Below are 21,585 nucleotides of genomic sequence, written 5' to 3' on the forward strand. Positions count from 1 at the left end.
ATATGCGTCTAGTAAAAGATTGCGAACAGATTGATGCGATATCCGCATGTTTCGTGGTCCCTGGGAGCGCCACCAACTGCGCGCGGGAAGGTCGGTACGAAAGCTCCGCCACTGTGAGAGCCGCTCCGCAGGATCACCGAATCTTCGTAATACACAAGGGTTTTAGGCCGGTCCGCTGATGTGAGAGTTGAAAGCAGAGTGATCAGCGGTAGGGTCACGCGAGTCTACGACGACTTCAGACCTGGGCCGCTCTTCTTGGAGATACTCTTGCGCCTAGCTGTCGATCAGCGAACGGCGGCAAATACCCATTCGCCATCCAACCGATCGCTGTCGGTGGTGCGAGTTCGGGTTCGTCGATTGCGATCTCGACGATGTCGGGTTGTGGTGTTGTTGTTTGAACAACCCATGACGGTGACGACAAAAGCGACATCAGCAGAACCGTTGCTGCTCAACAAGATAGGCCCTGCGCGGCGTTGCCGAGCTGCTGCTAGCTGGGGTGGGCGGCGGGCGCACGGGCGACCATCGGTACGGCCGGGAAGGCCCATGCCATCTCCGATCGCGACTTGCGCAGCGCCGCAGTGCCATAACCCTTCTTGCGATGGTCGGGATGGATCCAGATCCGCACGTCCACCTCGCCGTGGACCAGCTCACCGAATACCAGGCCGACCTTCTCGCCGGAATCGACAGCAACGAACCACGCAGCCTCTTCGTCCTGCACCCGTCGCATCGCCGCGCGGATCTCGTCGTCGACGCTACCGGCCGGTCCACCGGATCCGTCGCCGGCGGCGCCGATTTCCGCGGTGCGCGTGGCGAAGATGTCACGATCCTCAGCGGCGGAGAAGGGGCGCAGCTCGAGGGTTTCACCCGAACTCGCCGGGCGCTCTTTGAGGGTAAAGCTGAGCTGTTTGTTCAGGTCTTCAAGTTCGGCGAGGATCTTCTTACGCACGTCCTGGGTGAGTTGGTCTAGCGACATGCTCATTACCGCTTCGGCGCCGAGGTGCGACGTGCCGAGCAGTGCGACGATCGCCTCAATCGCGGCGGCCTTGTTCTCGGCCTCCACGATGGCGTCGGTTACCTCATGCCGGCGTTCGAGCGCGGCGAGCAATGCATCTGCGATCTCTCGACGGGTTGCAGTCTGGTCGTGGTCTGTCATTGCATAAGGGTAGAACGACATACCGGGTATCGCGCCACCCGTTAAGCCAGCCGTGATCCGCTGAGCTCGAGGAACCGGCGATAGCGGTCTTTGGTCGGCCCCGTCCAGGTCGGCCGGGGCTCGACGACGCGCTCGATCCGGGCCCACCGGGCCGCGTCGGCGATGGTCGTTTCCAAACCTACGGCCATGCGCGCGAGGAAAGCCGCTCCCAGCGCCGCGCCCTCGGCAACCCGGGTCACCTCCACCGGACGACCGGTCGCGTCGGCTATGGCCTGCATCCACGGCTGCACCCGCGTGCCGCCACCTGAAGCGACAATGCGCGAGACCGGCGCGCCGCTCAGCTCGATGAGTTGGCGGACGACGAATGCGGATGCCTCGTAGGCCGCCCGCCGCAGGGCCGCCGCATCCTGAGTGAGATCCAGGCCGTCGAGCACGGCGCGGCGATCGGGATCATGCAGAGGAGTGCGCTCGCCGCGTATGTACGGCAACCACACCGGCACCCGCCGCGGATCGACCGCCTCCGGATCGCCCGGTCCGAAGACGCGATCCACCCAACCGAGGAACAACCCGCCGGCGTTGCTGGCGCCGCCGATCTGGCTCTTACCTGCGGCCGTATGCGGGATGGTCCAGAGGCCGGGCACCTGCCGGGCCTCGGAGATGGTCGTCCACACGATCAATGTGGTGCCACACAGCACCAGCACGTCGCCGTCGTTGTCGGCGCCGGCCACAAGCTGTTCACACAAGGCGTCGATGGTGCCGACCGCCAGCACCGAGCCGGTGCCGTGCACTTGCCCGGCAGCCGCTCCGAAGGTTTCCACCCGCGGCATGCGGTCGACCGTCACACCGCACTCGGCGCACACCGCGGAGCTCCATCCAGTCCCATCGAATAACGGAAGGCTCGTTATCGCGGTGGCGAAATCGATCACCGCCTCGCCCGCCAACGCGTGGTTGGCCACCGCGGGCGCCGGCCAACACCCGACCGCGTCCGGCGCCTGGGCCGCTGTCCAGCGCAGAAACTCGACCGCCTCACCCACCGCGGGTACCGGCTGCGCCGGTCTAGTTGAGGCACCGGGCACCTGTCCCCTGACGTCGCCATAGAGCAAGCCGGGCGTGAGGGGTCGGCCGGCAGCATCCACGGCGGTCAGCGAGGGCACCATCGCCGAAACGGCCACCGCTCGAGCACTCGGCTGAGCCAGCTGTTCTAGTGCCGTCAACGGCCCACGCCGCCACGCCTCGTCGGCGTCGTGCTCTAGCTGGTCGGGAGCGGGCACCCGCAGCTGATGCGGAATCCGCACCCGCGCCTTGACGTTGCCGCTCTCGTCTGCGGCTATCGCTTTGACCGCGGTGGTGCCAACGTCGATGCCGATTGTGACGTCTTCACGTGACACGGGCGCTACGGTACGCCAGCATTGACATACGTGAGGTCTCGACCGCGTGCCCTGGTGACCGCCCCCCTGCGTGGCCCGGGGTTCGACAAGCTGAAGCGGCTGGCCGATGTGGTGTACGACCCCTGGATCGATCAGACCCCGCTGCGGATCTACAGCGCCCAGCAGTTGGCCGAAAGGATCACCGCCGAAGCCGCCGATATCGTTGTGGTGGAAAGTGATTCGGTGGGAGACCCCGTTTTCGAACTGCGCCTTCGCGCGATCGCGTCGACCCGCGGGGATCCGAATAACATCGACGTCGCCGGCGCCACCGCGGCCGGCATTCCGGTGCTGAACACCCCGGCCCGCAACGCCGACGCGGTCGCCGAGATGACGGTGGCTCTGCTGCTGGCCGTCACCCGCCATATCGTGACCGCCGACGCAGATGTGCGGTCGGGCAATATGTTTCGCGACGGCATGATTCCTTACCAGCGCTTCCGCGGTTGGGAGATCGCCGGGCGCACCGCCGGGCTGGTCGGGCTGGGCGCCGTCGGCCGGGCCACCCAGTGGCGGTTGTCCGGGCTGGGGCTGCGGGTCATCGCGCACGATCCGTACAACGACGATGCCCGGCACAGCCTGGACGAACTGCTTGCCGAATCGGACATCGTCTCCATCCACGCACCGGTCACCGACGACACGGTCGGCATGATCGGCGCCAAGCAGTTCGCCGCGATGCGCGACGGTGTCGTCTTCCTCAACACCGCCCGGGCCCAGCTACATGACACCGACGCGCTCGTCGAGGCCCTGCGCGCCGGCAAGATCGCCGCCGCCGGCCTGGATCATTTCGCGGGCGAGTGGCTGCCGGCCGATCATCCGCTGACGGCGATGGCCAACGTCGTCCTCACCCCGCACATCGGCGGAGCCACGTGGAACACTGAGGCCCGGCAGGCGCAGATGGTCGCCGACGACCTGGAGGCGCTGCTATCCGGCAGTGCGCCCGCCCATATCGTCAACCCGGAGGTGCTGCGCTCATGAAGTTTGTCGACAATCCAGAGGCCGCGGTCCTGGCGGCGGCCAAGGACATGCTGCGCCGGGGGCTAGTCGAGGGCACGGCAGGCAACATCTCGGCCCGGCGCTCCGACGGCAACCTGGTGATCACCCCGTCGTCGGTTGACTACGCCGACATGGTGCTCGAAGACCTGGTGCTGGTCGACCCGGAAGGCGCTGTGCTGCAAGCCAAAGACGGCCGCATGCCGTCGACGGAGATGAAGCTGCACCTGGCGTGTTACGAGGCGTTCGACGACATCGGCAGCGTCATCCACAGCCATCCGGTGTGGGCGACCATGTTCGCCGTCGCACATGAGTCGATTCCGGCCTGCATCGACGAGTTCGCGGTCTACTGCGGCGGGGACGTTCGCTGCACCGAGTACGCCGCCTCCGGCACGCCCGAGGTCGGTATCAACGCGGTCAAGGCGCTGGACGGCCGCGGCGCCGCGCTGATCGCCAACCACGGTTTGGTGGCCGTCGGTCCCCGGCCCGACAAGGTATTGCACGTCACCGCCCTGGTCGAGCGCACCGCCCAAATCGTTTGGGGCGCACGCGCTCTCGGCGGTCCCGTGCCCATTCCCGAGGACGTAAACCGCAACTTCGCTGGCGTCTACAGCTACTTGCGCGCCAATCCCCGATGACCACGCCGACTGTGAACTGTGCGACGCGACACGCCGATCACGCGTCGTGTGCTTCACAGTCGGCGGCCTAGTCGAAACTGACCGGGAGTGATTCGTACACGGTCATGTTGTTGGACAGGTCGGGGAGCCTCATCGTCGGTTCACCGACTTCAATGACGTTGGTATTCAGTAGGATCTCGTCGAGGGCAGCCCTGACTTCGGCGCGGGCAAGCATCGCGCCCAGACAGTGATGGGCGCCGCCACCACCAAACGACTGGTGCGGGTTGGGATCACGGCGAATATCGAAGCGGTACGGATCCGTAAATACGTCTTCATCGCGGTTGGATGAGCGCAACATCGTCACCACACGCCCACCCTCGGGGATCAGCACATCGCCGAGCCGCACATCTCGTGTCGCTCCCCTAACCCAGAACATGATGGGCGTCGAATAGCGGATCACTTCCTCGACCGCCGTGCGCCGCGCCTCCGGCTCGGACCGATAGACCGCAATCTGGTCGGGATTGGCGACGAAGGCGCGTATGCCGTCACACAACGCATTTCGCGTCGTGTCGGCGCCGGCCAAGCCCAAGACGAAGAAGAAGATCTCGAGCTCGTTGGATGGAAGCAGGAAACTCTCGTCCGATTCGGCCGTGATCTGCGTGGTACAGAGCGTGCTCCAAATGTCGTCCACGGGATGTGCACGCTTGTGTGCGGTCAACTCACTGGCGTATCCGAACAACTCGGCAAACGGCACCACGTCGTCACCGTCGGGGATCGACATCTGGCCACCGGCGGTCTTCAAGACACGGTCGATCAGACCGAACACTCGCGGCCGGTCGGCCTCGGGGATCCCGACGATGTCACCGATCACCGAGATCGGCAGTCCCGCCGCCAGGTCAACGAACTCACCGCCACCAGATTCCAGCAACGCGCCCGCCATCGTCCTGGCCCGAGCGCGAATTCCGTCTTCCAACTTCGCCACCGCGCGTGGTGTGAAGGCACCCGTTATGACTCGGCGACGGATGGTGTGATCCGGCGGGTCCAGACTCACGATGGCCGGATAGGCGTCGAACAAGGGCACGTCCTGAATCAGCGGACCACGAGTCGCCGTGAACGACTCGTAGTCGCGATGCACCCGCGCGACGTCTGCGTGCCTGGTGCACACCCAAAACTCGCGACCTACCATAGATTTCACGTCGTCGGTGAGTTGCTGGTGGAACACCGGCGTGCGGACGCGCAACTCGGCGAACAGGTCTTCGGGAAATCGCGATGCCCAGATCGCCGGATCGGCAAGATCGATCGTCGTTGTCATGTTGTATCCCCAATTTCGTTGCGCAGACCGGCCAGGATCAGGCGCAACCCGTATGCAAACGCCCTGTCGTTTGGCCCATCAGCCGCCGCGTCGGTGGGCCGCATGTGCTCGAGCTGCACCGAACCCAATAGGTGGATGTACAACGCGGCGTGCGCCGCTTCGAAATGTTCTGCCCGCAGACCGGATTCGCGAAGGATGCCGCGAGAGGCGCGATCCATCTCGGTGGCTGCCGCGGTATGCGGATGCTGTAGGAGCAACGCCGCGATGCCGGGTACCTCGAGAAGCACCTGCCACGCGTTGGTGTAGAGCGCGACCACGCGGGATTCCCAGTCGCCCTGTTGCGGTACCTCGATCTGCGCGAGCACCGATTCGATCAGCAGATCGAGCAGTTCCCGTTTGTCGCGAACGTGGTAGTACACCGATGACGGCGCCGTACCCGCCTGGGCCGCCAGCTCGCGGATCGTGACCCGGTTGACGCCGACGCGTTTCGCCAGCCGCCACAGGTGCTTTGTCAGATGCGCGCGGTCCAGTGCCCCGTATCGCAGCACCGGCACCTTGGCCACTATCTCCACTTCGGACCCCCCGCTTTCGAACAGCGTCCGAATTCGAATGCTATTCCGATTAGAACAACGTTCGACCCATACTGTCAATGTGATGCCCTACCGAGTAGTTCAGTGGTCGACCGGCAACATCGGCACGCGGGCGCTGCGGCTATTGCTCGAACGCGACGATTTCGCCGTGGTGGGGGTCCACGCTTTCGGACCGGAGAAAGTGGGACGCGACGCGGGCGTGCTCGTCGACCGGCCACCTATCGGAGTTGCCGCGACGAACGATGTCGATGCGTTGCTCGAGCTCCGACCGGATTGCGTGAACTACATGCCGCGCGTCATCGACTATGAATTGGTGGCCAGGATGCTGCGCTGCGGCATCAACGTGGTGACCACGGGAGATTTTCTGACCGGAACCCATCACCCGGTCGAGCGCCCGGCCCTCGACGCGGCGGCGCACGAGGGCGGCTCGACCTTTCTGGGCACGGGATTCGAACCTGGCTTTATCAACGTCGTCGCCGGCTTCCTCACCGGCGCGTGCGGAAAAGTGCACAGCGTCAAGCTCGTAGAGACGTTGGACAGCACGACCTACCCCGTCAGGGAAGTCTGGACGGTTCTCGGATTCGGCAAGCAACCGCGTCAGCGGGTGATGTCACTCGATCCGGAAACCCAGCGATACGGCCTCGGCTATTTCGAGACGCTGGACATGATCGCCAGCATGCTTGGTGCCGAACTCGACTCCAAGGACGCCGTTGTCGAACATGCGGTGCTGACCCGAAAGTTAGACCTGGGGTGGGCAGAGTTCGCCGCCGGCACGGTCGGGGGCCAGCGCCGCACCTATCGCGGTCACCGTAACGGCCGACCCGTGGTTGAGCTGGCCATTTGTTGGACTATGAGTAATGACGCACTCGACCCGCAATGGAGCGATCCCGAAGGTTTCAGCGTTGTCATCGAAGGCGAACCACGAGTCGACGCCATGATCCGGTTCGGGCATCCCGGGCAGGACATCATGACCGAATTGATGGTCAGCACCGCCATCGCGGCGGTCAACGCCATACCGTTCGTCTGCCAAGCGCGACCGGGCGTCATCACACCGATCGATCTACCTGTTGTGGGATCCGTTGGCGCCCTTACGCTCTGATGGCACGGCCGCGCCACTCGCGCGGCGAGGCGCCGTGCGTCCGGCTGAACAGTCGGCTGAAATACCCGGGATCGGGCATCCCAACCCGTACGGCAATCTCTGCGACCGGTAGGTCCGTTTCAGCCAGTAGGTCGCGAGCATCTGCCATGCGGCGTTCGATGATCCACTCCTGCACGGTGCGCCCGGTGCGGCGGCGCACGACGGTGGTCAGGTGTCCGGGCGTCATGCCAATTTCGCGCGCCACGTCGCGCAGCGACAACGGCTCGGTGTGACGCCGGTCGATCACCGCGAACACTTCGGCCAGCAACGGTTCGCCGCTGCGCCTCAGATCGGCCACCACGTCGCGGGCCAGGCGCGCGAGCTCGATCAGCAGCACTGTCAGGTGCGCCAGAACCGCCTGCCGATAGCCGTCCTGTCGCACGGCCAGCTCTGTTTCAATCGAACGGATCGCGTCATCCCACGCGGGTCGCCGGGCTCTGGGCACCTCGAGGCGCAGCATCCCTCCCGAACGTCCGTGCAGGAACGGGAAGAGCAGCGGGTGTGCCCGCCACGAGGGCCACGGCGAACGCGCGTCCTCACCAAGCGCAGCGGGATCGAAGAGCACCGCGACCCCGGCTTCGAGGTCGTCCAATTGTCCCGGGTCGAGCACCTCACCCGCGGCAGCCACGTACACCACGCCCGCGGTGGCCGCGTACCAGAGCGCCGGGAAATCATGAATGTGACGACCCCGTTCTGGCAGGTCGTCACGGCCGCCGCGGACCACCGATACCGGAGGTGTATCCGGATCGGTTCGATATTCATAGATTGGCACGCCACCGCGGTGACGGGTCAGCCGCGCGGCATGGGTCATGGTGCCAAAGATAGTCCTACTTTGAGCGATGATCACCCAATTCTTCAGCTTGTGAACGGCTCATTATGGTTTGCGTGACCAAACATCATCCACATGATTACCTCCCAGCGGCCGGTCACGACGCGCTGCTTCCCGGCTACGACCTGCTCACCCGCTTAATGGGCTTCAACAAGGTCTATGAGATCCTCATCGCCCAGGCCGAAATCGCCGCCGACCATCGTGTCTTGGAAATTGGCTGCGGCACTGGCAATCTCACGACGCGGGTAAAGCATGCTCATCCGTCGGCTGAAGTGATCGGATCCGATCCCGATCCGCGGGCCCTACGCCGGGCTCAGCGAAAGGCCGGCCGGCTGACCGGGATCCGCTTCGAACGCGGCTACGCTCAGCAGTTGCCCTACGCCGAAGGCGAATTCGACAGGGTGTTGTCGTCGATGATGCTGCACCATCTCGACGACGAAACGAAACCCGCAGCGGCGGCGGAGATTTTTCGTGTCCTGCGTCCCGGCGGCAGACTGCACCTTGTTGACATCGGCGGCGAGATAACCAGCCACGACGGCCTGGCAGCGCGAATTATCAGGCGCAGCCACCACGCAAGCGGCAACCTTGGCGACGCGATTCCACGCCTACTACGTACCGCCGGGTTCGACTGTACCGAGGTCGCCTCGGAGCGACACCGCTTCGTTGGACGCCTCACCTACTATCGCGCCACCCGCCCGGATACCGCACCGTAGCGACACGAGCGTAACGCCACCGCGAAATCCGGCTCGGCATTTCGCGGTGGCGTTACGCTCGTCGCCCTCGCGCCGAGGACGCCACGACTCAGCGCTGATCTATGGCCACCTTGACGGCGCCGCTGTCGCCCTGGTTGGCGATCGCCAGGAACGCGTCGCGCCACCGCTCCAGCGGCACAGTATGAGTGAGCATGGGGCGCAGGTCGATTCGGCTGTCCGCAGCCAGATCGAGGTAGTGGGCGATGGCATGCTTGCGCTGCCCGCCGACCTCCTCGATGCCGAAGGCGTTGGAGCCGACCCAGCTGATCTCTTTGAAATACAGCGGACTCCACTCCCACCGTCCGGGCCCATGGACACCGGCCTTGACCAGCGTCCCCCGGGATGTCAGCACCCGCACCCCAACTTCGAACGTCTCCGGCTTCCCGACGGTGTCGTAGACCACATCAACCGCACCAGGGTGCGCCATTGGCAGACCCAGCAACGGCTGCCGCAGCCGGCCCCCGCCCCACGCGACCAGGTCCTCGATAATGGCCAGACGCGGCTCGTGCGCAAGGACTTTCGCGGCCCCGAACCGACGGGCCAGCTCCGCTTGAGCTGTGAACCGCGCTACGACGGCCACCACCACATCCGGATACAGCGCCCGCAGGATCGCGACCGCGCACAACCCGAGTGAGCCGGCCCCGTACACCAGAACTCGGCCGGAGCGGGGCGGCGGATGACGGGTGATCGCATGTAGGGACACCGAGAACGGGTCGGCGAACACGGCGGCTTCATCGGGCACGGAATCGGGAACCGCAAACAGCATGCTGTCGTGGGCGGGCATCAACTCGGCGTATCCGCCGGTCACGTCGGCCGAGACGCCGGTGTGGATGCCGGGCTTGATGTCACCGTCGGCAAAGCTCCAGCACAGGCTGTAATCGCCGCTTTCGCAGGCCGGGCACGGCGGCTCGATGCCACGCGGCCCGCATGACAGCCACGGGTTGAGCACCACCCGCTGCCCCACCCGCAGCCCCCGGGCCTTGGGGCCCAGTTCAACCACGTCGGCGACCACCTCGTGGCCCATGACTTGCGGGAAGGAACAGAATGCCGCCATCGCGTTGTCGGCATCACCCTCACCAAAATCCAGCAGAATCTGCTTGGAGTCCGACCCACAGATTCCGGTCAGGCGGGGCCGAGTAATGACCCAATCCTGTTGCAGCAGCGTAGGATCGGGCAGCTGCCGCAGCGCTGTGGGGGTCCGGGCCAGATTCACTGCCAACGCGTTGGCGTCTTCCGGAACCTCGAAAGGCTCCGGCGGCACACCGTAGACCAGCGCCCTCATGGCGCGTTGGACGCCATGTTGGCCGCACCCGCGATGAAGGCGTCCAGGTCGGCATTTTTCACATCGACAATCGGTTTCAGGTCCGGGAGATAGTGCTCGAAGCGATCACTGCCCATGGCCGCGACAATGCCCTCGGCCACCTCATCGGGTGCGACCTTGGGCCCACGGTAGATAGGTTCGTCATTGTCTGGCCGATCCCAAATCTCGGTATCTACCGGACCCGGCTCGATCAACTTCACCGAGACCCCGGTTCCCGCCAAGTCGACCGCCAGCCCTTCGCTCCACCCGCATAGCGCGAATTTGCTTGCACAGTAGGCAGATTCGTGGATAACTGCGAGCCGGCCAGCCACGCTCGACACGTTGACGATCATGCCCGATCTGCGCGCCAGCATTCTCGGCAGCAGCGCCAGCGTCAGCCGCATCGGCGCGACGAAGTTGACCCGCATGACGGCCTCCACCTCATCGGGTTTGAGGGCGGTGACGGCCCGGCGCTTCGGAATTGCGGCGTTGTTCACCAGCACGTCGACGCCGCCCAGACCATGCCAGGCCTGCAGACCGAGCCGGCCGACGGTAGTGGTGTCGGCCAGGTCGGCCACCCACATCGTGGAGTCCGGCGATGTCGTCCGGCAGTCGGCCAGTACCTGAGCCAATCGATCGCGCCGACGCGCGATCAGGCCCACGACCGCACCCGCGGCGGCCAGCCGCCTGGCCAACGCCGCCCCCACCCCCGAGGAAGCCCCCGTAACCAGCACTCTCTTGCCGGCCGCCTGGAAAGACGTCATCGCTCAAGGTTGCCGTGAACCGGCCCACCTTGGGAACCCTTTGCACGGAAAGCTTGTTACATTTGCTAAATATCAACCTAGGCCATCTTCGAATGAGGTACTGCATGACGTCTACGGGCTCCACCAGGTACGAAGGCGACACGTGGGACTTGGCATCCAGCGTCGGCGTCACCGCAACCATGGTCGCGGCCGCCCGTGCGATGGCAACCCGTGCCGACAACCGGCTGATCGACGATCCGTTCGCCGAACCACTGGTGCGAGCCGTCGGCGTAGACCTACTTACCAAGCTAGCGACGGGGGACATGGGCCCGAGCGACCTCGACGACGACCCAGAATGCCCGATCAGGTCGATCGCAGACGTCGCAGACAACATGGCGGTTCGCACCCAGTTCTTTGACGAGTTCTTCCTGGATGCGGCGCGGGTGGGTATCAAGCAGGTCGTGATCCTGGCTTCGGGACTGGACGCGCGCGCATACCGGTTGCCGTGGCCTGCTGGGACCGTGGTTTACGAAATCGACCAGCCACAAGTCATCGAGTTCAAGTCCCGAACCCTCGCCGAGCTTGGTGCCGCTGCCACCGCGGACCGGCGCGCGGTAGCTGTCGACCTACGTGACGACTGGCCTGCTGCATTGTGCGCGGCGGGGTTCGAGCCGGCCCAGCCCACCGCCTGGAGCGCCGAGGGCTTGCTGGGCTATCTACCGCCCGACACTCAGGATCGCCTGCTGGACACCATCACCGAGTTCAGCGCTCCGGGCAGCCGGTTGGCCACCGAAAGCTTCCATAACGTCGACCCTGCCCAAGAGGACCGGATGAGGGAGCGGATGCAGAACATGTCCGAACGGTGGCGAAGGCACGGCTTCGACATCGACATGACCGGGCTCGTCTATCTAGGTGACCGCAACGAGGCTGGGCCCTACCTCAGCGATCACGGCTGGCTGACAACGAGCATCTCGCTGCAGGATCTGCGTGCGGCCAACGAACTTCCGCCACTTCACGACGAGGAGATGTCCGCTGCTGAGATGCTGTACATCAGTGGCACCCTGTACACAACCCCGAGATAGGACACCGCATGGCACGCGCTCACGACGACAACTGGGATCTCGCGTCCAGCGTCGGCGCGACGGCCACCATGGTCGCGGCCGGACGCGCGATTGCGACCAGGGATCCCCAAGGTTTGATCAGCGATCCGTTCGCCGAACCACTGGTGCGCGCGGTCGGGGTCGACTTCTTCATCAAGATGATGGACGGTGAGCTCGATCTCGATGCGGTCGAGGGCATTTCGTCAGTGCGGGCGCAGGCGATGGTCGACGGAATGGCGGTGCGCACGAAGTACTTCGACGACTACTTCGTCAATGCCATGGCCGGCGGCGTCCGGCAGGCGGTAATCCTGGCATCCGGGCTGGACGCGCGCGCCTACCGACTGCCATGGCCACCCGGGACGGTGGTCTATGAACTCGACCAACCCCAGGTGATCGAATTCAAGACAACCACCTTGGCCGGTATCGGTGCTGAACCCACCGCGACTCGGCGCACCATTCCCGTCGATCTGCGTGCTGATTGGCCGGCGGCACTACAAGCGGCCGGCCTGGACACCGGCGCACCAACGGCTTGGTTGGCCGAAGGCCTGCTGATCTACTTGCCACCGGCGGCCCAGGACCGGTTGTTCGACCACATCACCGCGCTCAGCGCTCCGGGCAGCACGGTCGCCACCGAATTTGTGCCGGGCATTGTGGATTTCGATGTCGACCGGGCACGGGAGATGTCGGGTTCGTTTCGCGCACATGGCTTGGATATCGACATGGGTTCGCTGGTCTACACCGGCGAACGCAACCACGTCGTCGACTACCTGCGCGGTAAGGGGTGGGACGCCGAGGGTGTCACCCGAACCGAGCTGTTCAACCGCAACGGCATCGACGTTCCCGCCCCGGAAGACGATGACCCATTGGGCGAAATCATCTTCATCAGCGGCGGGCTCACCGGCTAGAAGCGCGACTCCCCCAGCCACAACACGCTGACGTCGCTCAGCGTCTGCTCCACGTGGTCGATGAGTCCGACGACCGATCGGGCGAGCAGCGCACCCACCGCATCCGGCAGCGATGCCGCAGCCGGTTGCGATGACGTTCTCGGCCAGATCAGATCGCGCAGTGACGAGCCCGGATAGCTGACGATGCGGACCTCGGTATCCTCGTCCAGCCCGGCCAGCACCTTGGCGCGGCGCACCGCGGTACGAAAGCCGCCGAGTTCGTCGACCAAGCCGCGTTCGAGGGCGTCGGCTCCGGTCCAGACCCTGCCCCGCGCAACGATATCCACGGCTTCGGCACTAAGGTTGCGGCCCTGCGCAACGCGGTCCACGAAGTCGGTGTAGAACAGGTCCGCCTCCGCCTCCCGGTGGGCTTGCTGCTGCGGCGTGAAGGGCGCATTAATAGACCACGCGTCGGCATTGGCGTTGGTGCGCACCGTATCTGACCTGACACCCAGCCGGTCCTTCAGATCCCGGACAACAAGCTTCCCGGTGATCACGCCGATCGAACCGGTGATCGTGCCCGGGTTGGCGACGATCGCGTCGGCGCCCATCGCGACGTAATAGCCGCCGGAGGCAGCGATCGCACCCATCGACGCCACCACCGGCTTGCCGTCGTCGCGGGCCCGCTGCACCTCGCGCCAGATGGTCTCCGATGCGGTGACGGAACCCCCTGGACTGTCCACCCGCAGCACGATCGCCGACACCGAATCGTCGGCAGCCACTTCCCGCAGCGCCGCCGCAATGGTGTCGCCACCGGCGCTGGACGGACCGATCGGCAGAATCTGCGGCCCCCCACGTCCGTTGACAATCGTGCCTTCGAGGGTGACCACCGCGATCGTCGGCTTGGACCGGCGGCCGGGAATCGACGGCATGGGTGGCGCCAAACGCGACCGAGCCGAACTGGCATAGCGCGCCAAGTACAGTCGCGGCGGCTTTTCGTCGGAATTATCCTCGGCACCAATCAATTCCGCGATACGCGCATAGGCTTCGTCCCGGAATCCAATCCGATCGATCAATCCTGAGGCCACCGCGTCATCACGCAAGAGCGGAGCCCGGTTGGCCAGCTCGTCAAGTGCGCCCACTTCAAGGTTGCGCGATTCGGCAACCGCTTGCCACACCTGGTCTTGGATGCTTTCCAGCATCCGGGTGACAGCTTCGCGGTGAGCGTCGGTGTAGCCGTCTTCGGTGAAAAGGTTTGCCGCCGACTTGTATTCGCCCCGCGCGACAAACTGGGCTTCAATGCCCGCCTTGTGCAGCGCATCGCGAAGGAACATGGCGTTGCTCGCGAAGCCGATCAGCCCGACACCGCCGGAGGGCTGCATCCAGACCTCGCCGAACGCCGAAGCCAGGTAGTAGGACAACGTTCCCGGATAGGTCTCGGCCCAAGCGAGCGACGGCTTGACGGCACTGAACGCCGCGATGGCTGCCCGCAGCTCCTGAACCGCTCCGATCGGCGAAGGCGGAAGCTGTACGCGGGCGATCAAACCGGCGACCCGAGGGTCGTCTGCGGCACGGTGGATCGCGGCGACGGCGTCGCGCAGAGCCATCGGCCGGCCGGCGCCGGTGACGATCGCGAAGGGGTCGAAGCCGGTGGTCTCCGGCGGCATGGACCGCAGGTTGAATTCGAGCACGCAGCCGTTGGGTACGCCATGATGGCGGGCGGTATCGACCCGGCTGACCAGGGCGCGCACGTCTTGCCCAAAACTCAAGGCACCGGGGAGGGACGGCAGAAAAGCGACCATGTCTGAAGCGTACCGACCGGCAACCGTACGGTGGTGCAGTGAGGTTCTCGATTGCCATCCCCCAACTCGACTCCGACGGCTCGGGGCGCTTGGATGCCGCTGGGCTACGGTCTTACCTGGCGCGCGCTGAGCAGCTCGGCTTCGAGGGAGGGTGGGTCCTCGAGCAGATCATCGGCGACGCGCCGTTGCTGGCACCGCTGGAGCTGTTGGCGTATTCGGCGGCCTGCACGCAGCGGCTACGGCTGGGTGTCGCCGTGCTCGTGACGTCGCTTCATGACCCGCTCCAGCTCGCCTCGGCTGCCACGGCCGTCGACCGGCTCAGCAACGGCCGGCTCGACATCGGTGTCGCACCCGGCGGCGGCTTTCGCAGATTCGCCGCCTTCGGCGTCGAGAAAGCTACCCATATCAGGTATTTCACTCAGGGCCTGGAATTGATGAAGGCGGCCTGGTCCGACGACCCCAGGGTCACGTTCCACGGCCAGTTCCGTGTTGTCGACGACCTTCCCATCCAGCCCAAACCGGTGCAGCGACCTCACCCACCGATCTGGTTCGGGGGTCACGCTCCCAAGGCCCTGGCGCGCGCGGTCCGCCACGGCGATGCATTCCTCGGCGCGGGATCGTCGACGACGGCGGCCTTCGCCGAAGCGGTCGCCATATTGCGCCAGGAACTCGCCCAACAGCGTAAGGACCCCGCGCATTTCACCATCGGCAAACGCGTCTATCTGATGATCGACGACGATGCCGAACGGGCCCGCGAACGTGTGCTCACGGGCCTCCGGCGCATCTACGGCACGATGCCAGGCATCGACTCGACGCCGGTGTCGGGAACGCCGGATGACGTCGCCCGTGGGCTGCGCGAGGTGATCGACGCGGGTGCCCAGATGCTGTTGCTCAACCCCGTCGGCCCCGACGTAGCGCAGAACCGTGAACAAATGGAACGCCTTGCCGCCGAAGTGATTCCGCGGCTGAATTAGTACCGCGAGCAGACACAGAATCGCACGCCGCGACGCGGATTCGTGCGATTCTGTGTCTGCTCGCGGTACTGCTAGAGCTCGGTCGCTGAGCCGCCGGCGGCCGTGATCTTCTCGCGCGCGCTGCCGCTGAACTTGTGCGCGGACACCTCGACCTTGACGGTCAGCTTGCCGTCGCCCAAGACCTTGACCAATGCGTTCTTCCGAACGGCCCCCTTGGCGACAAGCTCATCCACGCCGATGGTGCCGCCGTTAGGAAACAGTCGGCTAATGTCACCGACATTGACGATCTCGTACTCGGTGCGGAACCGGTTACGAAAGCCCTTGAGCTTGGGCAGCCGCATGTGGATTGGCATCTGCCCACCCTCGAAGGTCACCGGCACGTTCTTGCGTGCCTTAGTGCCCTTGGTGCCACGGCCCGCCGTCTTACCCTTGGAACCCTCACCGCGACCGACGCGAGTGCGCGGGGTCTTCGAGCCGCGCGCGGGCCTCAGGTCGTGCAGCTTGATGGTCACTTGGCCTCCTCCACTTCAACGAGGTGCCGCACCACCGCGATCAGTCCGCGGGTCGCTGCGTTGTCCTCGCGGATCACCGAGTGGCGGATCTTCCGCAAACCCAAGGTGCGTAGGCTCTCGCGCTGCTTCCAGCGAGCACCGATGGTGCTACGCACCTGGGTGATCTTCAACTGACTCATGGTTGTGCCGTTCCTTCACGTGCAGCTGCCACAGCCAACGCGTCACTTTCACGCCGGGCCTTGAGCATCCCGGCCGGCGCGACGTCCTCGATCGGCAGGCCGCGCCGCGCCGCCACCTCCTCGGGACGCTGCAGCATCTTGAGGGCAGCGACGGTGGCGTGCACCACGTTGATCGCGTTGTCGCTGCCCAGCGACTTGGCCAGGATGTCGTGCACCCCGGCGCATTCCAGTACCGCACGGGCGGCGCCGCCGGCGATCACACCGGTACCCGGGCTTGCCGGGCGCAATAACACCACGCCGGCAGCCGCCTCGCCCTGCACCGGGTGGGTGATGGTGCCGCCGATGAGCGGTACCCGGAAGAAGCCCTTGCGGGCCTCCTCGACGCCCTTCGCGATCGCGGCCGGAACTTCCTTGGCCTTGCCGTAGCCGACACCAACCATCCCGTTGCCGTCGCCCACGATGACCAGCGCGGTGAAGCTGAAACGCCGACCACCCTTGACCACCTTGGAGACGCGGTTGATGGCGACGACCCGCTCCAGATAGTTGCTCTTGTCGCCGTCCCGATCACGACCTCCGCGGCCACCCCCGTCGCGGCGTCCCCGCCCGTCGCGGCTGTCACGGCTGTCGCCACCGCCTGCCGGCTGCTCCGCCATTATGCGGTCCTCTCGTTCATCAGAAACTCAATCCGTTCTCGCGTGCGGCATCGGCCAGGGCCGCGATCCGTCCGCCGTAGGTGTATCCGCCGCGGTCGAATACCACGGTGTCGATGCCGGCTGCCTTGGCACGCTCGGCAATCAACTGTCCGACCCGCACGCTGCGGGCCTTCTTGTCGCCCTGCAAGCCGCGCACGTCGGCTTCGATCGATGAGGCGGCCGCGACGGTGGTGCCATTGAGGTCGTTCACGAGCTGCACGTGAATGTGCCGTGCGGACCGGTGCACCACCAGCCGAGGGCGCGCAGGGGTGCCGGAGATCTTCTTACGCAGCCGCTCGTGCCGGCGCAGCCGAGCGACTCGTCGGGCCTCGGAGACTGATTGCGCCATGACTACTTACCTGTCTTTCCGACCTTGCGGCGGATCTGCTCACCCTCGTAGCGCACGCCCTTGCCCTTGTAGGGGTCGGGACGACGCAGACGGCGGATATTCGCCGAAATCTGGCCGACCTTCTGCTTGTCAATCCCAGACACCGTGAACTTCGTCGGGGCCTGGACCGCGAACGTGATGCCCTCGGGGGCTTCGATCACCACCGGGTGGCTGTACCCCAGCGCGAACTCCAGATTGGAGCCCTTGAGCTGCACGCGGTAGCCGACCCCGAAGATCTCCATCTTGGTGGTGTAACCCTCCGTCACGCCGGTAACCAGGTTGGACACCAGGGTGCGTGACAGCCCGTGCAGTGAGCGGTTGCGCCGCTCGTCGTCGGGACGGGTGACCACGATCGCGCCATCGTCGTTGCGCGACACCGTGATTGGCTCGGCGACCGTCAAATCCAGGGTGCCCTTCGGTCCCTTGACCGAGACGTTCTGGCCGTCGATCGTTACGTCGACCCCGGCGGGAACCGGGACCGGCTGCTTACCAATGCGCGACATGTCTACTCCCTCACCACACGTATGCGAGGACTTCGCCGCCCACGCCCTGTCTGGCCGCCTGACGGTCGGTGAGCAGGCCCGAAGAGGTCGAAATGATCGCCACGCCAAGGCCGCCGAGAACACGCGGCAGGTTGGTGGATTTTGCGTACACCCGCAGCCCGGGCTTGGACACCCGGCGCAAACCCGCGATGCTGCGCTCCCGGCTGGGCCCGTACTTGAGCTGGACAACCAACGATTTGCCCACCCGAGCGTCCTCGGTACGGAAGTCGCTGATGTATCCCTCGTTCTTGAGGATCTGGGCGATGTTGGCCTTGATCTTGGAGTGCGGCAGGCTCACTTCGTCGTGGTACGCCGAGTTGGCGTTGCGCAGACGCGTCAAGAAGTCTGCGATCGGGTCCGTCATAGTCATATGGTTTAGCCCCTGTGTCCCGTCACCAGCTGCTCTTCTGCACGCCGGGCAACTCTCCCGCGTGCGCCATCTCGCGCAGGCAAATCCTGCACAGCCCGAACTTGCGGAACACCGCGCGCGGGCGTCCGCACTTGCTGCAGCGGGTGTAACCGCGCACCGCGAATTTGGGCTTGCGTGCGGCCTTGTTGACCAATGCCTTCTTTGCCATCTACTCAGTTCTCCTTGAAGGGAAACCCGAGGGCCCGCAATAACGCTCGCCCTTCGTCGTCGGTAGTCGCCGAGGTGACGACGTTGATGTCCATGCCGCGGACCCGGTCGATCTTGTCCACATCGATCTCGTGGAACACCGACTGCTCGGCCAGCCCGAAGGTGTAGTTGCCGACACCGTCGAACTGCTTGGGCGACAGCCCGCGGAAGTCACGAATACGCGGCAGCGCGATCGAAGTGAGTCGGTCGAGGAACTCCCACATCCGGTCCCCGCGAAGCGTGACCCGGGCGCCGATCGGCATGCCCTCCCGCAACTTGAACTGCGCTATGGACTTCCGCGCCTTGCGGATCTCCGGTTTCTGCCCGGTGATCAGAGCCAGATCGCTTACCGCGCCGTTGATCAGCTTGGCATCGCGGGCGGCCTCGCCGACCCCCATGTTGACCACGACCTTCGTCACCGTCGGGATCTGCATGACGTTGCCGTAGCCGAATTGCTTGTGCAGCGCATCGCGAATCTCGTTGCGGTAGCGCTCTTTTAAACGCGGCTGCGTCTTCACGGGACTTTCCGAAGTGGTCATGCCTAGATGTCCTTGCCGTTGCGCTTGGAGATACGGACCCGCTTGCCGGTCTCCTCATCCACCCGGTAACCGATCCGAGTGGGCTTGCCGTCGGAGTCGACCACCATCACGTTGGAGACGTGGATCGGCGCCTCTTGGGTGACGATGCCGCCGGAGCGGGCGCCGCGCTGGTTGGTCGAAATCGCGGTGTGCTTCTTGATCCGGTTGACACCCTCGACCAGCACCCGGTTGCGGTCCGGGTAAGCCTGCAGGACCTTGCCCTTGGCGCCCTTGTCCTTGCCGGCGATGACCAAGACGGTGTCGCCCTTGTGGACCTTCATCTACAACACCTCCGGGGCCAGCGAAATGATCTTCATGAACCGCTTCTCCCGCAGTTCACGGCCGACGGGCCCAAAGATGCGGGTCCCGCGCGGGTCGTTGTCGGGCTTGATGATCACCGCGGCATTCTCGTCGAACTTGATGTAACTGCCATCGGGGCGACGGCGTTCCTTGACGGTGCGCACCACGACGGCCTTGACGACATCCCCACGCTTGACGTTGCCGCCGGGGATGGCGTCCTTGACCGTGGCGACGATGACATCGCCGATGCCGGCGTAGCGTCGCGACGAACCGCCGAGCACCCGGATGCACAAGATCTCCTTGGCGCCGGTGTTGTCGGCGACCTTCAGCCGCGATTCCTGCTGAATCACTAGATCTCCTGACCTGGTTCATATGTGCACAGCAGGAATTCACCTGACGTGCGCGGTCTGCTCGTCACCGAAGGGCACGCGGGGCCAGTATCGCTTGCACGCACCGGCCGAGGTCTGCCCAAGGCAACCCCTAGAGTCTAGGGGACGGCCAGCTCAGAGCCAAATTTCCGCATTGACTCAGCTGACGATACCCGTAGGCAGCGTTTGGGGATGGAGTTGGTGTTGGCTGGTGCACCAGCCGGTGACGGCACGGTTGTCTGCGCTATGACAAGACAACGAGGGCCCCGGCAATGCTTGCGCAGCTACTTCGGTCACCACTGAGCGCAAGCGCCGCACGGGCTTCCTTAATCAGCGCCGATCGGTCGGTGACAGCTCACAGTCGAAGTGGGCAACCATAGAAACCTATCGCCGACTAGGGCAGCTGCCAAGATCGCGGTCGGCGATTGGATCGAGCGAGCCTACAACCGACGCAGAAACTTCGAATACCACGAACAGCCGGGTTCTCACGAAGGCGTACCAAATCATCAGCATGGAGCGCGTCAAACACGGCGGGCTCAGTCGTCGTTGTTTCCCGTGCACCTGCCACTGGATGCCATTACTGCTGTCAGCACATGTGTCAGGGAGCCAGTTGGGGCGGCGCTACGACTACATGCGCTGCATTTCGGCCATGCGCCTGGCCCTTGGGTGGCCATGATCTTCTCTCCAACGTCAATTTGCCCGTTGGAGCTAGTGTTCGGCGGTAACCCGACTCCACCATTGCTATGCCATGTTGGCTGACTGATCTGTAAACCACCGTAAAGACCGTTGCCGGTATTGGCCGCCCAATCGCCGCCGGACTCGCATTGCGCGATCGCGTCCCAATTGACGCTGTCGGCGCGCGAGCTGCCCGGCGATACAGTGAGTGCCGAAACCGCAACGGCGCCCGCGATGGTGGTCATCGCGAGGCACTTGTGCGCCAGAATCCGTTTGCTGTTGGCCCACTGCACCGTTAGCCCGAATTTCATAGCAACTGCACCTTTCTTGCCACCCAACGACCGTCGAGTTTGACCATGGTTATCTTGATGCGACTGTGGTCGAGCTGAATCTGCCCGCTGTCTCGGTTGCGTAGCGCTTCGTCGACGAACATCAGCACCACAACCTTGTTCGGCGTGGCCGACTTCACCGCGGCCTCCACGACAAAGCCGCGCGTGCGGACCTGGCTCTCAACCAGCTGCCGGCGGAGCTGCGGACTTGATTTATTGAAGGAGTCTTTGAATTCGCCGGTCGATCCGTCGAGGATGTCGGCAACCCTGGCGTCGACCGCCTGTGAATCAAGGTTTGTCAGCTTGGCGACATATTCCTGCGCGGCTCCAAGCGCTTCCTTGGTTGCCTCGTCCTTCTCGTGCCGCTGATATTGGACCCAGCCGCCAAAAACCATCCCACCCAAAGCCACAGTGGCAGCCACAGCAACGGCGGCAAGCCAGGGATTGCGGAGTCTGGTTGAGCGACGCGTGCCGCCGCTATCGGCATCCTTGGAGACTTGACCGGTGGGTCCATGGGATCCATCCAAGTCCTCGTCGGGCGAGACGAAATCGTTCATCGTAAGGCGTCCCCTATCGCGCTGGTAGCCAGCGGTAGCTCGGCTTGGAGGTTCGAAGCAAGCCGTTCCGCTCCGTGCATCTAATTAAATGCTGTGTGCAACACTTTCCATGGCTGTCTGATAACGTTTCGGTGGCAATCCGACGGGCGTCGCGCAGGATCGGGAGTCGAATCCGGTGGGTTCCTCGGTGTTGTGCAAGCATCCGGCGATGTGCTGTCTGGTTTGCCGGGATGCGTTGAGC

The 21,585-nt window shown here is 64.7% G+C and carries 27 protein-coding genes; 7 read left to right on the forward strand and 20 right to left on the reverse strand.

The features are described from left to right. Positions 1 to 487: 487 nt before the first annotated feature. Both MSIMFI_RS01300 and MSIMFI_RS01305 read right to left on the reverse strand, forming a co-directional pair. Complete coding sequence (locus MSIMFI_RS01300) at positions 488 to 1,153, reverse strand: GNAT family N-acetyltransferase (protein ID WP_191495850.1); 666 nt, start codon at positions 1,151 to 1,153, stop codon at positions 488 to 490. 41 nt (positions 1,154 to 1,194) lie between these two features. Then, positions 1,195 to 2,541 carry a xylulokinase gene (locus tag MSIMFI_RS01305; protein WP_191495851.1) on the reverse strand — a complete coding sequence of 449 codons (1,347 nt, stop codon included), beginning with the start codon at positions 2,539 to 2,541 and terminating at the stop codon, positions 1,195 to 1,197. A 30-nt stretch (positions 2,542 to 2,571) separates the two neighbouring features. Here MSIMFI_RS01305 and MSIMFI_RS01310 point away from each other — a divergent pair, with 30 nt between their 5' ends. Together MSIMFI_RS01310 and MSIMFI_RS01315 are read left to right on the forward strand one after the other, a co-directional pair. Beyond that, on the forward strand, positions 2,572 to 3,552 hold the full coding sequence (locus MSIMFI_RS01310) for an NAD(P)-dependent oxidoreductase (RefSeq protein WP_191495852.1): 981 nt from the start codon (positions 2,572 to 2,574) through the stop codon (positions 3,550 to 3,552). Then, positions 3,549 to 4,205, forward strand: a complete 657-nt coding sequence (locus tag MSIMFI_RS01315) for an L-fuculose-phosphate aldolase (RefSeq protein WP_191495853.1) — start codon at positions 3,549 to 3,551, stop codon at positions 4,203 to 4,205. Before MSIMFI_RS01310 ends, MSIMFI_RS01315 begins: the two co-directional genes overlap by 4 nt. A gap of 67 nt (positions 4,206 to 4,272) precedes the next feature. Here MSIMFI_RS01315 and MSIMFI_RS01320 read toward each other — a convergent pair whose 3' ends face one another. Both MSIMFI_RS01320 and MSIMFI_RS01325 read right to left on the reverse strand, forming a co-directional pair. After that, positions 4,273 to 5,496 carry a cytochrome P450 gene (locus MSIMFI_RS01320; RefSeq protein WP_191495854.1) on the reverse strand — a complete coding sequence of 408 codons (1,224 nt, stop codon included), beginning with the start codon at positions 5,494 to 5,496 and terminating at the stop codon, positions 4,273 to 4,275. Then, the gene (locus MSIMFI_RS01325) at positions 5,493 to 6,059 is read right to left on the reverse strand and encodes a TetR/AcrR family transcriptional regulator (RefSeq protein WP_224770031.1); all 567 of its coding nucleotides are present in this window, start codon (positions 6,057 to 6,059) and stop codon (positions 5,493 to 5,495) included. Before MSIMFI_RS01325 ends, MSIMFI_RS01320 begins: the two co-directional genes overlap by 4 nt. A gap of 91 nt (positions 6,060 to 6,150) precedes the next feature. Between MSIMFI_RS01325 and MSIMFI_RS01330 the strand changes: the two genes are divergently transcribed. Next, entirely contained in the window at positions 6,151 to 7,185 is a 1,035-nt protein-coding gene (locus tag MSIMFI_RS01330) for an NAD(P)H-dependent amine dehydrogenase family protein (protein WP_191495856.1), read from the forward strand. Here MSIMFI_RS01330 and MSIMFI_RS01335 read toward each other — a convergent pair. Beyond that, positions 7,175 to 8,035, reverse strand: coding sequence for a helix-turn-helix transcriptional regulator (locus MSIMFI_RS01335; RefSeq protein WP_191495857.1), 861 nt, complete (start codon positions 8,033 to 8,035; stop codon positions 7,175 to 7,177). The genes MSIMFI_RS01330 and MSIMFI_RS01335 overlap by 11 nt on opposite strands. Before the next feature lie 74 nt (positions 8,036 to 8,109). Between MSIMFI_RS01335 and MSIMFI_RS01340 the strand changes: the two genes are divergently transcribed. Next, positions 8,110 to 8,766, forward strand: a complete 657-nt coding sequence (locus MSIMFI_RS01340; RefSeq protein ID WP_396819268.1) for a class I SAM-dependent methyltransferase — start codon at positions 8,110 to 8,112, stop codon at positions 8,764 to 8,766. An 88-nt stretch (positions 8,767 to 8,854) separates the two neighbouring features. Here MSIMFI_RS01340 and MSIMFI_RS01345 read toward each other — a convergent pair whose 3' ends face one another. Both MSIMFI_RS01345 and MSIMFI_RS01350 read right to left on the reverse strand, forming a co-directional pair. Continuing rightward, a complete protein-coding gene (locus MSIMFI_RS01345) occupies positions 8,855 to 10,087 on the reverse strand; it encodes a zinc-dependent alcohol dehydrogenase (RefSeq protein WP_191495859.1) in 1,233 nt (410 codons plus the stop codon). After that, positions 10,084 to 10,869, reverse strand: a complete 786-nt coding sequence (locus MSIMFI_RS01350; RefSeq protein WP_191495860.1) for an SDR family NAD(P)-dependent oxidoreductase — start codon at positions 10,867 to 10,869, stop codon at positions 10,084 to 10,086. Before MSIMFI_RS01350 ends, MSIMFI_RS01345 begins: the two co-directional genes overlap by 4 nt. A 104-nt stretch (positions 10,870 to 10,973) precedes the next feature. Between MSIMFI_RS01350 and MSIMFI_RS01355 the strand changes: the two genes are divergently transcribed. Then, a complete protein-coding gene (locus MSIMFI_RS01355; protein WP_191495861.1) occupies positions 10,974 to 11,930 on the forward strand; it encodes a class I SAM-dependent methyltransferase in 957 nt (318 codons plus the stop codon). 8 nt (positions 11,931 to 11,938) lie between these two features. Continuing rightward, positions 11,939 to 12,853: a class I SAM-dependent methyltransferase gene (locus tag MSIMFI_RS01360; protein WP_191495862.1), complete on the forward strand. Its 915-nt coding sequence runs from the start codon at positions 11,939 to 11,941 to the stop codon at positions 12,851 to 12,853. Here MSIMFI_RS01360 and sppA read toward each other — a convergent pair. Further along, positions 12,850 to 14,634, reverse strand: a complete 1,785-nt coding sequence (gene sppA, locus MSIMFI_RS01365) for a signal peptide peptidase SppA (protein WP_191495863.1) — start codon at positions 14,632 to 14,634, stop codon at positions 12,850 to 12,852. The two genes, MSIMFI_RS01360 and sppA, sit on opposite strands and share 4 nt — an antisense overlap. A gap of 38 nt (positions 14,635 to 14,672) precedes the next feature. On the opposite strand from sppA, the gene MSIMFI_RS01370 reads away from it, so the two are divergent. Further along, positions 14,673 to 15,608: an LLM class flavin-dependent oxidoreductase gene (locus tag MSIMFI_RS01370; RefSeq protein WP_191495864.1), complete on the forward strand. Its 936-nt coding sequence runs from the start codon at positions 14,673 to 14,675 to the stop codon at positions 15,606 to 15,608. Between the two features lie 71 nt (positions 15,609 to 15,679). On the opposite strand, the gene rplO is transcribed toward MSIMFI_RS01370, so the two are convergent. The 12 genes from rplO to MSIMFI_RS01430 form a co-directional block, all read right to left on the reverse strand. Continuing rightward, positions 15,680 to 16,120, reverse strand: a complete 441-nt coding sequence (gene rplO, locus MSIMFI_RS01375; protein WP_186241716.1) for a 50S ribosomal protein L15 — start codon at positions 16,118 to 16,120, stop codon at positions 15,680 to 15,682. Continuing rightward, complete coding sequence (gene rpmD, locus MSIMFI_RS01380) at positions 16,117 to 16,299, reverse strand: 50S ribosomal protein L30 (protein ID WP_085249099.1); 183 nt, start codon at positions 16,297 to 16,299, stop codon at positions 16,117 to 16,119. Before rpmD ends, rplO begins: the two co-directional genes overlap by 4 nt. Further along, entirely contained in the window at positions 16,296 to 16,952 is a 657-nt protein-coding gene (gene rpsE, locus MSIMFI_RS01385; protein WP_186241715.1) for a 30S ribosomal protein S5, read from the reverse strand. The genes rpmD and rpsE overlap by 4 nt, the downstream gene beginning before the upstream one ends. A gap of 19 nt (positions 16,953 to 16,971) precedes the next feature. Further along, positions 16,972 to 17,340: a 50S ribosomal protein L18 gene (gene rplR, locus MSIMFI_RS01390; RefSeq protein ID WP_186241714.1), complete on the reverse strand. Its 369-nt coding sequence runs from the start codon at positions 17,338 to 17,340 to the stop codon at positions 16,972 to 16,974. A gap of 2 nt (positions 17,341 to 17,342) precedes the next feature. Then, positions 17,343 to 17,882, reverse strand: coding sequence for a 50S ribosomal protein L6 (gene rplF, locus MSIMFI_RS01395; protein WP_191495865.1), 540 nt, complete (start codon positions 17,880 to 17,882; stop codon positions 17,343 to 17,345). A 10-nt stretch (positions 17,883 to 17,892) separates the two neighbouring features. Continuing rightward, positions 17,893 to 18,291: a 30S ribosomal protein S8 gene (gene rpsH, locus MSIMFI_RS01400; RefSeq protein WP_191495866.1), complete on the reverse strand. Its 399-nt coding sequence runs from the start codon at positions 18,289 to 18,291 to the stop codon at positions 17,893 to 17,895. A 22-nt stretch (positions 18,292 to 18,313) separates the two neighbouring features. Beyond that, a complete protein-coding gene (locus MSIMFI_RS01405) occupies positions 18,314 to 18,499 on the reverse strand; it encodes a type Z 30S ribosomal protein S14 (RefSeq protein WP_011739072.1) in 186 nt (61 codons plus the stop codon). 4 nt (positions 18,500 to 18,503) lie between these two features. Then, positions 18,504 to 19,076: a 50S ribosomal protein L5 gene (rplE, locus tag MSIMFI_RS01410; protein WP_186241712.1), complete on the reverse strand. Its 573-nt coding sequence runs from the start codon at positions 19,074 to 19,076 to the stop codon at positions 18,504 to 18,506. A 2-nt stretch (positions 19,077 to 19,078) separates the two neighbouring features. Beyond that, positions 19,079 to 19,396, reverse strand: coding sequence for a 50S ribosomal protein L24 (rplX, locus tag MSIMFI_RS01415; protein WP_067235443.1), 318 nt, complete (start codon positions 19,394 to 19,396; stop codon positions 19,079 to 19,081). Then, positions 19,397 to 19,765, reverse strand: coding sequence for a 50S ribosomal protein L14 (gene rplN / locus MSIMFI_RS01420; protein ID WP_003403649.1), 369 nt, complete (start codon positions 19,763 to 19,765; stop codon positions 19,397 to 19,399). A gap of 554 nt (positions 19,766 to 20,319) precedes the next feature. After that, positions 20,320 to 20,769, reverse strand: coding sequence for a transglycosylase family protein (locus MSIMFI_RS01425; RefSeq protein WP_191495867.1), 450 nt, complete (start codon positions 20,767 to 20,769; stop codon positions 20,320 to 20,322). After that, entirely contained in the window at positions 20,766 to 21,209 is a 444-nt protein-coding gene (locus tag MSIMFI_RS01430; protein ID WP_224770032.1) for a hypothetical protein, read from the reverse strand. Before MSIMFI_RS01430 ends, MSIMFI_RS01425 begins: the two co-directional genes overlap by 4 nt. Positions 21,210 to 21,585: the final 376 nt, after the last annotated feature.

Origin of the sequence: Mycobacterium simulans, assembly GCF_900232995.1 — a bacterium.
GTDB classification, from domain to species: domain Bacteria; phylum Actinomycetota; class Actinomycetes; order Mycobacteriales; family Mycobacteriaceae; genus Mycobacterium; species Mycobacterium simulans.